The organism is Georgenia sp. Z1344 (assembly GCF_057652375.1).
In genome coordinates, this window is sequence record NZ_CM172728.1 from 2802859 (window position 1) to 2815121 (window position 12263).

The 12263-nt window shown below is 73.3% G+C and carries 10 protein-coding genes; 4 read left to right on the top strand and 6 right to left on the bottom strand.

What is annotated here, in order from left to right; translation table 11 throughout:
• Window positions 1–10: 10 nt before the first annotated feature.
• Window positions 11–694 (top strand): hypothetical protein, encoded by a 684-nt coding sequence (locus tag AC24FB_RS12835; RefSeq protein WP_425714881.1) that lies wholly within the window; start codon window positions 11–13, stop codon window positions 692–694.
• 96 nt (window positions 695–790) lie between these two features.
• Complete coding sequence (locus AC24FB_RS12840) at window positions 791–1243, top strand: hypothetical protein (protein ID WP_425714880.1); 453 nt, start codon at window positions 791–793, stop codon at window positions 1241–1243.
• Here the strand turns inward: AC24FB_RS12840 and AC24FB_RS12845 are convergent.
• The 5 genes from AC24FB_RS12845 to AC24FB_RS12865 all read right to left on the bottom strand — a co-directional run bounded on the left by AC24FB_RS12845 (window position 1231) and on the right by AC24FB_RS12865 (window position 8451).
• Window positions 1231–3045 (bottom strand): AMP-dependent synthetase/ligase, encoded by a 1815-nt coding sequence (locus AC24FB_RS12845; RefSeq protein ID WP_425714879.1) that lies wholly within the window; start codon window positions 3043–3045, stop codon window positions 1231–1233. The genes AC24FB_RS12840 and AC24FB_RS12845 overlap by 13 nt on opposite strands.
• Before the next feature lie 85 nt (window positions 3046–3130).
• Window positions 3131–5785 (bottom strand): valine--tRNA ligase, encoded by a 2655-nt coding sequence (gene valS / locus AC24FB_RS12850; protein ID WP_425714878.1) that lies wholly within the window; start codon window positions 5783–5785, stop codon window positions 3131–3133.
• 41 nt (window positions 5786–5826) lie between these two features.
• The gene (locus AC24FB_RS12855) at window positions 5827–6723 is read right to left on the bottom strand and encodes a MauE/DoxX family redox-associated membrane protein (RefSeq protein ID WP_425714877.1); all 897 of its coding nucleotides are present in this window, start codon (window positions 6721–6723) and stop codon (window positions 5827–5829) included.
• 9 nt (window positions 6724–6732) lie between these two features.
• Window positions 6733–7668 carry a hypothetical protein gene (locus AC24FB_RS12860; RefSeq protein WP_425714876.1) on the bottom strand — a complete coding sequence of 312 codons (936 nt, stop codon included), beginning with the start codon at window positions 7666–7668 and terminating at the stop codon, window positions 6733–6735.
• Window positions 7669–7887: 219 nt separating this feature from the next.
• Window positions 7888–8451: a MarR family winged helix-turn-helix transcriptional regulator gene (locus AC24FB_RS12865; protein ID WP_425714875.1), complete on the bottom strand. Its 564-nt coding sequence runs from the start codon at window positions 8449–8451 to the stop codon at window positions 7888–7890.
• Between the two features lie 222 nt (window positions 8452–8673).
• Between AC24FB_RS12865 and AC24FB_RS12870 the strand changes: the two genes are divergently transcribed.
• On the top strand, window positions 8674–10542 hold the full coding sequence (locus AC24FB_RS12870; RefSeq protein ID WP_425715050.1) for an ABC transporter ATP-binding protein: 1869 nt from the start codon (window positions 8674–8676) through the stop codon (window positions 10540–10542).
• Window positions 10543–10609: 67 nt separating this feature from the next.
• Here the strand turns inward: AC24FB_RS12870 and proC are convergent, their stop codons facing one another.
• Window positions 10610–11428, bottom strand: coding sequence for a pyrroline-5-carboxylate reductase (proC, locus tag AC24FB_RS12875; protein ID WP_425714874.1), 819 nt, complete (start codon window positions 11426–11428; stop codon window positions 10610–10612).
• Between the two features lie 55 nt (window positions 11429–11483).
• On the opposite strand from proC, the gene AC24FB_RS12880 reads away from it, so the two are divergent.
• Window positions 11484–12263 (top strand): SDR family NAD(P)-dependent oxidoreductase, encoded by a 780-nt coding sequence (locus AC24FB_RS12880; protein WP_425714873.1) that lies wholly within the window; start codon window positions 11484–11486, stop codon window positions 12261–12263.

Sequence of the window (12263 nt, forward strand, 5' to 3'; positions counted from 1 at the left end):
GATCGTCCGTATGGACGCTCTCAACCTCCGCTACGGCAAGGGTTTCCCGATCGCCTTCATCGTGATCGGTGCGCTGCTCATCCTCACCGGCGTGCTCGGCGAACGGTGGATCTCGCTGTTCCCCGGCATCGTCATGCCGATCCTCGGGATCTTCATGCTCATCAACCCGATGGCGCGCATCGAGCCGCACGAGGCCCAACAGAGGAGCCCCATTGGCATCGTGACCAAGCGGTTCCCGCTGCGGGGCCCGGCCGACCTGCGCGCCGAGGAGAAGTACCTCGTGCACGTGCCGACCGGCAAGAAGGTGGCATCCATCGGCTTCATGTCGAACAAGGAGGACGTCGCCGCGATCCGCGCGCGGTACGGCGGCGGCCAGCCGGGGATGCCCCTGCAGGGAGCTCAGGCGCAGCAGCAGTACGGTCAGGGCGCTCAGGGAGGCCCGCAGCAGGGCTACGGACAGCCGCAGCAGGGCATGCCCCCGCAGGGTGCCCCGCAGCAGGCCTACGGCCAGCCCCAGGGTGCACCGCAGCAGGCGTACGGCGTGCCGGGCCAGCAGCCGTACGGCCAGCCGCAGCAGGGCGGCATGCCCCCGCAGGGCGCACCGCAGCAGCCGCAGCAGGGCGGCGCGCCCCAGCAGCCGCAGGCCGGCGAGCAGGGCGGCTACTGGCAGCCGGGTCCGCCGCAGCAGGGTTGAGCCGGCGCGGACTGACCGCGTCGCCTCGGCCCGCAGGGGCGCGGTCACCCGGCGTACGGCCGTGGCGGGCCGAGGAGCGTCCCTACGATGGTGCGCATGCTGGCGTTGACGTACCACCGCGTCGTCACGCGGATCGTCGCCGCCGTCGGGATCGTGACCGTCGTCGTCGGGATCGTGACCGTCGTCGTCGGGCTCGTGCTCGGCGAGAAGCTGGTGTGGGCGATCGGGCTCGGTGTCGCCGTCCTCGGTACCGCCTACGCGGTCGCCAAGCCGCTCGTCATCGTCCCGGGCGAGGTGCGGGTGCGCCCCGTACCGACGTCGATGCTCACGAGGAGATACCCGATCCGTTCGGGCAGCGACCTCCTCGCCGACGAGAAGGGCCTGTGGTACCTCCCGGACGGGACGCAGCTCGAGAGCTGGGGCCCCTGGTGGAACACGGACGAGGTCGCCGCGATCCGCGCCGAGTTCGGACCGCACCGACACCCCTGGGGAGCTGACGGCAGGGGCGCGCCGCGAAGCACGCCCCCGCCGCCCCACTACTTGGCGTAGATCTTCTCGATCTCGTCGGCGAACTTCTCGTGCACGGGCGCGCGCTTGACCTTCGACGACGGCGTGAGCAGGTCGTTCTCGAGCGTGAAGTCGGTGTCGAGGATCGTCACCTTGCGGATCGACTCGGCCCGGCTCACGGCCCGGTTCGTCCGCTCGACGGCGCGGTCGATGGCAGCGACCACGTCTGGGTGCTTCGCGGCCTCGGCCACGGTCATCTCCGGAAGGTCGTGGTTGGTCAACCACTGCGGGAGCATCTCGGCGTCGAGGGTGACGAGTGCGCCGATGAACGGCCGCCCCTCACCGACGACGACCACCTGCGAGACGATCGGGTGGCCGCGCAGCCGGTCCTCGAGCACGGCGGGGGCCACGTTCTTGCCGCCGGCAGTCACGATGATCTCCTTGGCGCGGCCGGTGATCGAGAGGTATCCGTCGTCGTCGATGGCGCCGAGGTCTCCCGTGCGGAACCAGCCGTCCTCGGTGAAGGCCTCCCGGGTGGCCTCCTCGTTCTCGTGGTACCCGCGGAACACGTGCGGGCCGCTGATCTCGATCTCGTTCGTCTCCGAGATCCGCACCGACGTGCCGGGGTAGGCGGGGCCCACGGTCCCGATCTTGATGCGTCCGGGCAGGTTGACCGAGGTGGGTGCGCCCGTCTCGGTCAGGCCGTAGCCCTCGAGGACGACGAGTCCCATGCCGCGGTAGAAGTGGCCGAGCCGTGTGCCGAGCGGCCCGCCGCCCGAGACCGCGTACTCCAGCCGGCCGCCCATGACCTCGCGCAGCGTGGAGAACACGAGCCGGTCGGCGACCTTGCGCTGGGCGGTGAGCACCCGCCCGAGACCCTGGCCCGACTCCTCCGCGCGCGACGCCCGCTCGGCGACCTTCGCGGCCCACCGGAAGATCCGGCGCCTCACGGTGGAGGCGGACGCCTTGGCGTCGGCGGAGTTGTAGACCTTCTCGAACACGCGCGGGACGGCGAGGAGGAAGGTGGGGGAGAAGCTCTGCAGGTTGGGTACGAGCTGCTTGATGTCCGGGCTGTGGCCGAGCACCGCCCCGGAGTGCACGCACAGGATCGAGACGAACCGGCCGAACACGTGCGCGAGGGGGATGAACAGGAGGGTGCGCGCGTCGTCGCCCGCCACCACGTGCCGGAGGTTGGGGTCCGCCACGCCGTTGGACACCAGCGCGACGAAGTTGCCGTGGGTCAGCTCGACGCCCTTGGGGCGCCCCGTGGTGCCGGAGGTGTAGATGATCGTGGCGAGGTCCGCACCCGTGCGTGCCGCCGTGCGGGCAGACACCTCCTCGTCGGGGACGTCGGCGCCGCGGCGGACGAGCTCGTCGATCGCACCGTCGGCGAGGACAAGCGTCTCGCGCAGCGCGGTCGCGCTCTCGGCGCCCTCGGCGAGGACGGCGCCGCGCTCGGCGTCGTCGACGAACGCCATGCTCACGCCGGCATCGGTGAGGATCCACTCGCACTGCTCCGCCGAGGACGTCTCGTAGATCGGCACGGGAACGGCGCCCGCGGTCCAGGCCGCGAAGTCCAGCAGCGTCCACTCGTACCGGGTGGGGGACATGATGGCGAGTCGGTCGCCGAGCTCGACACCCGAGGCGACGAGCCCCTTCGCCACCTCGAGGACCTGCCCGTGGAACTCGGCGACCGTCACCGGGTCCCAGCTCCCGTCGGCTCCGGCAACCTCGAACAGCGTGGCGGAGCCGTTGGCCGCGAGCCGCGCCTCGAGCAGGTGCGGGATCGTCGTCGACGCGTCGAACTGGCCGCGAGCCTCCGTGCTGGACATGGTCAGGGTCATCGCGTCCTCCGTGGTCGCAGTGGGGGCAGGGGCCGACGGTGGCCGAGGCGGTGCGAGCCGTCCCGCCTCGGCCGAGGGTACGTGCTCAGGCCGCAGGTTCGAGGGAGTGGTCGGTGACGGCCGTGGTGTCGGCGCCGTCGGTGATCGTCAGTTCGCCGCGCACCTTGGCGGCGTCGCGCAGGTCGCCCGCGACGGACCGGACGAAGTCCGCGTCCGCGGTCGGCACCGCGAGGGTGACCGCGGCGAACGGCACCTTCTGGGAGACCTTGGCCTCCGACTTCACCTTGCGAAGCGCGGCCAGCGCGCGCCCCGCGGCGGCGACGAGCCCCGCGTCCGCGTCACCTGCGGCGGCCCGCAGCGCGTCGCCGGTGGGCCAGTCGGCCCCGTGCACGGACCCGTCGCGGTACCAGGTCCACACCTCGTCGGTCGCGAAGGGCAGGAAGGGGGCGAGGAGGCGAACGTACGTGTCGACGGCGAGCGCGAGCGCCGCGCGGGCAGACTCCTTGGCACCCGGCTCGGCGGTGCCCTCGCGGTCGTAGGCGCGCTCCTTGACGAGCTCGAGGTAGTCGTCGCAGAACGTCCAGAAGGACGACTCGGTGTGCTCGAGCGCCTTGGCGTAGTCGTAGGCGTCCAGCGCGGTGGTCGCCGCGGCCACGACGTCGGCGAGGCCGGCGAGCATCGCCTGGTCGACGTCGTGGGTGACGAGCGCCGGGTCGAGCTCGAGGTCCGCGTCCCCGCCCATGGTCAGGGCGAACTTCGAGGCGTTGAGGACCTTGATCGCCAGGCGGCGGCCGATCTTCATCTGGGAGACCTCGAACGCCGTGTCGACGCCGAGCTTCGCGGAGGTCGCCCAGTAGCGCACCGCGTCGGAGCCGTGCTCCTCGAGCAGCCCCATCGGCGTGACGACGTTGCCCTTGGACTTGCTCATCTTCTTGCGGTCCGGGTCGAGGATCCAGCCCGAGATCGCGGCGTCGGTCCACGGCAGCCCGCCGAACTCGAGGTGCGCGCGCACGACCGACGAGAACAGCCAGGTCCGGATGATGTCGTGGCCCTGGGGGCGCAGGTCCATCGGGTACACGCGCTCGAACAGGTCCTGGTCACGGAGCCAACCGGCGGCGATCTGCGGGGTGAGCGAGGAGGTCGCCCAGGTGTCGAGGATGTCCGGCTCGCCGACGAACCCGCCCGGCACGCCGCGCTGCGACTCCTCGTAGCCGGGGGCTGTGTCGGAGGTCGGGTCCACCGGCAGTGACGCCTCGTCGGGCACGATCGGGGACTCGTGGCGCACGTCGCCGTGATCGTCGAGCGGGTACCACAGCGGGATCGGCACGCCGAAGAAGCGCTGGCGGCTCACGAGCCAGTCGGAGTTGAGCCCGTCGACCCAGTTCTCGTACCGCGAGTGCATGAATCCCGGGTGGAAGCTGAGCTCGCGACCCCGGTCGAGGAGGTTCGTCCGCAGGTCCACCCCGTTGGTGTCCTCGTGCGCGCGCCCGCCGTTGCGGATGTACCACTGGCGGGAGGTGACGATCTCGAGCGGCTTGTCGCCGCGCTCGTAGAAGTTCGCCTTGCGCTGCGTCGGTGTGGGGTCGCCGAGGAGCTCGCCCGACTCCTTCGCGGCGGTGGCCACGGCCTCGCGTGCGGAGAAGGTGGTCTTCCCGGCGAGCTGCTCGGCGTAGAGCTCGGCGCCCGACCCGGACAGCCACTCGGGGGTGGCGCGCAGCAGCCGGCCGTCCCGTCCCACCACGGCGCGTGTGGCGAGGTCGAGCTCGCGCCACCAGATGACGTCGGTGAGGTCGCCGAAGGTGCAGACCATCGCGATGCCCGTGCCCTTGTCCGCCTCGGCGGTCGGGTGGGCGAGGACGGGGACCTCGACGTCGAAGAGCGGGGTGCGCACGGTCCGGCCGAACAGGAAGCGGTAGCGCTCGTCGTCGGGGTGCGCGACGAGGGCGACGCAGGCCGGCAGCAGCTCGGGGCGCGTGGTCTCGATGACGACGTCGGCACCCTCGTCGGTGTGGAAGGCCAGCTTGTGGTAGTGCCCGGGATAGTCGCGGGCCTCGAGCTCGGCCTGGGCCACGGCGGTCTGGAACGTGACGTCCCACAGGCCCGGCGCCTCGGACTGGTAGGCCTCGCCGCGGGCGAGGTTGCGCAGGAACGCCGTCTGGGAGGCGCGCTGGGCGTCGGCCCCGATGGTCTGGTACGTCTGGCGCCAGTCCACGGACAGGCCGAGGCGGCGGAAGACCTGCTCGAACGCCTCCTCGTCCTGCGAGGCCAGGCGCAGGCACAGCTCGACGAAGTTCTTCCGGCTCACCGGCACCTGGTCGGCCGCCTTGATCGACTTCCCGTCGGTGCCCTCGTGCGGGGGGACGAAGTCCTCGACGTAGGGCAGCGACGGGTCGCAGCGCACGCCGTAGTAGTTCTGCACGCGCCGCTCGGTCGGCAGCCCGTTGTCGTCCCAGCCCATCGGGTAGAAGACCGACCTGCCGGTCATGCGCTGGTAGCGCGCGAGCACGTCCGTCTGCGTGTAGCTGAAGACGTGGCCGACGTGCAGGGACCCCGAGGCCGTGGGCGGCGGGGTGTCGATCGAGAACACGTTCGCGCGCTCGGCGGTGCGGTCGAAGTGGTAGGTGCCCAGCTCGCTCCACCGGGCGTCGTGCCGCTCCTCCAGGCCGTCCGTCCGTACCTTGTCCGGCGCCACGGGTGCGGGAAGGCGGGCAGGCGGCGGGGTGGCGGACGCAGTGCTCATGGTGGTCGATTGTTCCACGCGGTGGGCCGTGCCCGGGTGGGTCAGGAGGTGGTGGGCGCGATACCCGCGAGCTCCTCGACCAGCTCCCGGATCCGATCCCCGCCGGAGACCGGTCCTCCCGCGAGCAGCCCGTCGGCGCCGAGGACCACCGCCGACGGCGCGCCGAGGATCCCGAGTCGGCGGTACCCGCCGCGGGCGTCACCCTCGGTGACGCGGACGTCGACGTGGGGCAGCCGACGGCGCCACTCGGGCAGGGCGGCGAGCAGGTACTCGCGCTCCCGGCCGATCAGCGGCATCCGCACGAGGAGCTGGGCGCGCTCGCGCGCGAGATCGGTCAGCTCGACGGCGCGGCCGTCGACGACGACCTGCCCCTTCGGGATCGGGCGGCGCAGGTAGGGGCGCCCGCCGCGGTCGGTGTCCCCGCCGTTGCCGGACAGACCCCACAGGTGGGCCACGAGGGCGACGGCGCCGGCGATGCCCAGGACGATCGGCGGGAGGTCGTCGATGGCCCACCAGCCGCGGACCCCCGCGACGACGGCGACCACCGCTGCGACGACGAGCGCGACGTTGAGCGCGAGGTGCGCCGGTCCGACGACGCGGTCGTCGTCCCAGCCGAAGCAGTGGCAGCCGAGCGGCTCCGGGGAGCGCCAGGCGCGCCACGAGACGACGAGATAGGTGGCGGTGAGCACCGCGGCGGCGAGCGCCGGGGCGACCAGCCACGGGCCGGGCACGGTGACGAGGGCGAGGCCGACGACGATCTCGGCGACGGCGTGCAGCCGGATCGTCGCCGGGCGGTGGGCCCAGCGGGGCAGCCCGAGGGCCGCCAGCTGGGCGGGCGCCGGAGGGCGGGCGACCTTGCCCGTGCCGGCCGCGAGCAGGACGACCGCGAGCGCGACGACCGCGGCCCCGAGGAGGTGGTCGACGGCGGCCGCGGGCATGGGGGCACCCTAGTTCGTCGGGGCGGGCGCGTACGGGGAGGGGGCGGCGGCTGCGAGGTCCTCGGCGAGCTGTGCGATGGCGCGCGGACCGCGCACCGGTCCGCCGGCCGTGCGGCCGTCGGTGCCGAGGACGACGGCGAACGGGCGGTCCCGGCGAGGCAGCCCGAGGCGTGAGGGCTTCTTCTCGTCGATGACGTGGATGTCGAGGTGGGGGAGCCGGCTGCGCCACTGGGGGAGGATCCGGCTCAGGTGGCTCTGGTTCTCTGGGTCGCGGGGCGCCTGGACGAGGAGGACGTCGCGGCCGCGAAGGAGGTCGCCCGGATCGATCTCCTTGCCGTCGATCGTGGCGGGCCGGCCGTCGATGGTGGGCGCGCCGACGGGGTTCTCCCAGCGCCGGTACGTCCGGCCGCTCGCGGCGACCATCGCGGGAAGGCGGCCCCGGTGGACGAGGACGGCGACCTCTCCGGCGACGAGGAATATGACGAACCCCCAGCGCACGGAGGAGTTCGCGATGAACGACCATCCGCCGAGCCCCGCCGCGACGGTCGCGACCGAGCAGATCAGCATGGCCACCGCGAGGAGCATGTGGCGCCGGTCGGCCGGGCGGTCGTCCCTCCAGCCCACAAGGTAGGCGGCGCCCGGCTCGGGCGCGCGGCGCGCGCGAACGACGGCGCACAGCGCGGCGAGGGAGACGACGGTGCTGATCCCACCGGCGAGGGCAAGACCCCAGCCGGACGAGAGGAGGATTCCCGCGGCGAGCGCCACGGCCACCGCGGCCCGGAGCTCGGTGACGGACCGGCGACTGGCCCAGCCGGGGACGCCGAGCCGTGCGAGCCCGTCGTGCGACGGGTCCTTCCCGATCGAGAGGATCGCCGTCAGGAGCAGGGTGCAGGCGAGGAACGTGGACAGCGCCCCGAGGGCCGCGAGTGCGAGGTCGGTGTCCATGCCCGCAACCTATCGACGAGGCGGTGCACGGCGCCCGGGTCCCGGTGGGCCTCCCTCCCCGGTCAGAGGTCCCCGGTGTGACCCGCCGTGACGGCCGCCATCTGTCGAGAGTGCGGCTCAGGCGCCGGTCACTACTGGTCGAGAGTGCGGCTCAGGCGCCGGTCACTACTGGTCGAGAGTGCGGCTCAGGCGCCGGTCACTACTGGTCGAGCGTGCGGCTCAGGCGCCGGCCGCGTCGACGACCTTGGCGAGCAGCGCGTGCAGCTGGGCTGACTCCGCCTCGTCGAGGGGGGCGAGCAGCTCGGCGCCGTGCGTGGCACGTGCGGCGGCGACCTCGTCGGCGAGACTCAGCCCGGCGTCGGTGGGCACGACGAGGATCGCGCGACGGTCGGTCGGGCTCGGCGTGCGGCGGACGAGGCCCTTGTCCTCGAGGGAGTCGACGACCTCGGTCGCCGAGCGCGGGGCGATGCGCAGCCGGGCAGCGACGTCGGCGAGGCGGGCGCCCCCGTCGGCGGAGATCGCGGCCTTCAGCGCGCGGAACTCGTGGGGCGAGGGGCCGTGCGGCTCGAGCGTCTCCATCCACCGGCGGCGGACCTGGCGGGCGGCCCGGACGATGAGCTCGTAGGTGTCGGGCTCGTGGGAGTGCGCGTGGCCGGCGCCGTGCCCGTGCTCGGCATCGTGGGTGTGGCCGCCCGGGTGCTTGTGGGCGGGCGGGTGCGCGTGCCCACCAGGTGCTCGCTCAGCCGGGCTCGCGGGCTCCTTGGGGGACGTTCGGCGGTTCACGGGAATATCGTAGCCCCCTGGCGAGTTACCCTCATCGTGAGGTAACCTCACCATATGGCTCCGGCGTGGCCGTCACCCCGCCGTCGAGCCCGACGTCTCCTACAGCACAGGAGGTGGTGCGCCATGGCAGCACCCCAGAACTTCTCCACCCATACGTCCACGTCCACCTCGACCGGCCGCCGCGGCGGCACCCGCGGATCCCGCGGCGCCGACGGCCCCGAGATGCCCGGTGGCCCGGGCGGCCCCGGCGGCCACGGTGCGCCCGGCGGCTCGACCGGGCTCGGTGGCCCCGGGGGCAGGGTCGCCCAGCTCGACCCCGCCGACAAGGCCCAGCTCGACGAGCACCCGGTCAGCCTGCGCCGCATCGGCGCCCTCTTCTCGCCCTACCGCGGCACGATCGCCACGGTCATGGTGCTCATCGTCGCGACCTCGCTCGTGGGCCTCGCGACCCCGTTCATCACCCGGAGCCTCATCGACGACGCGATCCCGCACCAGGACGTCCCCCTCCTGCTCTGGCTGGTGGGCGGGCTCCTGGCGGTCACGGTCGTCACCGCGATCCTCGGCGTCGTGCAGACCTGGATGTCCACCACGGTGGGTCAGCGAGTGATGCACGGGCTGCGCACGGACGTCTTCAGCCACCTGCAGCGGCAGTCGGTCGACTTCTTCACCCGCACGCGCGGCGGCGAGGTCCAGGCCCGGCTCACCCAGGACATCCAGGGCATGCAGTCCGTCGTCACCTCGACTGCCACATCGATGGCGACCAACGTGACGACCGCGATCGGCACCGCCGTCGCGATGGTCGCCCTGTCCTGGCAGCTCTCGCTCCTCTCGCTCGCGGTGCTCCCGCCCGCGATCTGGCTCACGCGCCGGGTCGCGATCCTGCGCCGCGAGATCACCACGCGTCGCCAGCGGGCGATGGCCGACCTGCAGAGCCAGGTCGACGAGTCGCTGTCCGTCAGCGGCATCACGCTCGGCAAGATCCTCGGCACCGGCCCGGCCGCGTCGGCGACCTTCGCGACCACGTCGCAGCAGCTCGCGGACCTCGAGGTGCGCTCGCAGCTCGCCGGCCGCTGGCGCATGGCGAGCCTGAGCGTCGTCTTCGCCGCGATCCCCGCGCTCATCTACCTCGTCGCGGGTCTCCCGGCCACGTCGGGCGGGATGACGATCGGGACGCTCGTCGCCTTCACGGCCCTGCAGTCCCAGCTGTTCCGCCCGCTCATGGGCGTGCTCAACGTCGGCGTCCAGGTCGTCACCTCGCTCGCGCTGTTCAGCCGCGTGTTCGAGTACCTCGACCTCGTCGTCGAGATCGACGACCCCGCCGAGCCGGTCGAGATCGACCCTGGCACGGTCGCGGGCCACGTCCGCCTCGAGGGCGTCGAGTACCGGTACCCCGGCTCCGAGACCCCGGCGCTCACGGGCATCGACCTCGACGTGCCCGCCGGGTCCTCCCTCGCCCTGGTCGGGCACACGGGCTCCGGCAAGTCGACCCTCGGCTCGCTCGTCGCGCGCCTCGCGGACCCGAGCGAGGGTCGCGTGACCATCGACGGCGTGGACCTGAGGGACATGGCGCTCGCCGACCTCGCCTCCGTGGTCGGCGTCGTCTCGCAGGAGACCTACCTCCTGCACACGACGATCCGCGAAAACCTGCGCTACGCGCGTCCGGACGCGACGGACGCCGAGATCGAGTCAGCCGCCCGCGCCGCCCAGGTGCACGACCTCATCGCCGGACTGCCCGACGGCTACGACACCGTGGTCGGCTCGCGCGGCCACCGGTTCTCCGGCGGCGAGAAGCAGCGCATCGCGATCGCCCGCACGATCCTGCGCGACCCCCGCGTCCTCGTCCTCGACGAGGCGACCTCCGCGCTCGACACGGGCACGGAGCGGGCCGTCCAGGAGGCGCTCGACACGCTCGCGCAGGGACGGACGACGATCACGATCGCCCACCGGCTCTCGACGATCGCCGACGCCGACCAGATCGCCGTGCTCGACCACGGGCGGGTCGTCGAGCGCGGCACGCACTCCGAGCTCGTCTCCGCCGGCGGCGCGTTCGCGGCGCTCGCGGGCGCCCAGCAGGAGCTGGTCGAGGCCTGAGGGAACCCGCACCTGCGCACCGGCACGAGGGGCAGCCTCCCGAGAGGCTGCCCCTCGGACCGTTGGGTCAGTCCCCGGACAGCTCGGCGTCGCGGGTCATCACCGCGTTCGCGCCGGACACGACGGCGGCGGGGAAACCGGCGGCGTCGAGCGCGACCATCCCGGCGACCGTCGTGCCGCCGGGCGAGCACACCCGGTCGACGAGGTCCTGCGGGCTCGTGCCCTCGGCGGCGAGCTCGCGCGCCAGCGTGCCGGCGCCCGCGGCGGCCTGGGCGGCGATCCGCACGGCCTGGGCCTTCGGCATCCCGGCCGCCACCGCCGCGCGGGCGAGGGAGTCGATCAGCTGGAACACGAACGCGGGCGAGGACCCGGCGATCGCGGTGAACGCGCCGAACAGGCGCTCCTCGAGCACCTCGGCGGTGCCGACGGCCTCGAACAGGTCGACGACGGCGGACACCTGCTCCTCGGTGGTCGCCTCGTTCCCGCAGACGGCCGCGGCGCCGACCCCGACCTGGGCCGCGACGTTCGGCATCACGCGCACCACCGGGTGGCCGTCCGGGACGGCGGCGGTGAGGGTGGACAGCTGGAGGCCGGCCGCGATCGAGACGACCGGAGCCCCCGTCTCGGCCAGTGCCTCGCGGACCTGGTCGAGCACACCGAGGACGACGTGCGGCTTGACCGAGACGACCACGAGCCCGCCGGGACCGACCTCGCGAACGAGGGCTGCGGCGTCGGGCACGGCCGTGCCGCCCACCCCGGAGGCGAGGCGTTCCGCCGCGGCGGGGACCACGTCGGTGACGACGATGTCCCGCTCGCCGCCCGAGGCGGCGACCCCGTGGGCGATGGCCGAGGCCATGGCCCCCGAGCCGATGAAACCGATCCGCATGTCCGTCTCTCCTTCGCTGGTCCCCGCGCGCTGCCGAGGGCTCCATGATGGACCCATGAGCACGCCGATCTCAGCGCCGACCACCCCCGACAGCCCGCGCGCCCTCGTCACCGGGGCCTCCTCCGGCATCGGCCGGGCCACGGCCGTCCACCTCGCACGCGCCGGCTACCGCGTGGTCGCCACCGCCCGCCGCGCCGACCGCCTCGCCGCCCTCGCCGAGGAGATCGGCTGCGACACGTTCGTCGCCGACCTCACCGTCCAGGCCGACGTCGACGCGCTCGCCGCCCACGTCATCGCCGGCGGCCCGCTCACCTCGCTCGTCAACAACGCCGGCGGGGCCGTCGGCGCCGACCGGGTCGAGGACGGCGACCCGGCGGACTGGGCGCGGATGTACGACCTCAACGTGCTCACCACCCTGCGGGTGACCCGGGCGCTGCTGCCGCACCTGCGCGCGGACGGCGGCGGGGACGTCCTCGTCGTCACCTCGACGGCCGCGACCGGCACCTACCCCGGCGGCGCCGGGTACACCGGCGCCAAGCACGCGGCCCGGATGATCGTCGACACGCTCCGGCTCGAGCTCATGGGCGAGCCGATCCGCGTCCTCGACATCCAGCCGGGGATGGTCGCCACTCCGGAGTTCTCCGTCAACCGTTACCGGGGCGACGCGGCGGCCGCCGCCAAGGTCTACGAGGGTGTGGCCGAGCCGCTCACCGCCGACGACGTCGCCGACGTCATCACGTTCGCCCTCACCCGGCCGGCGCACGTCAACCTCGACTCGATCGTCATCCGGCCGCGCGCGCAGGCGACCCACACGCTCGTGCACCGGGAGCTCTGA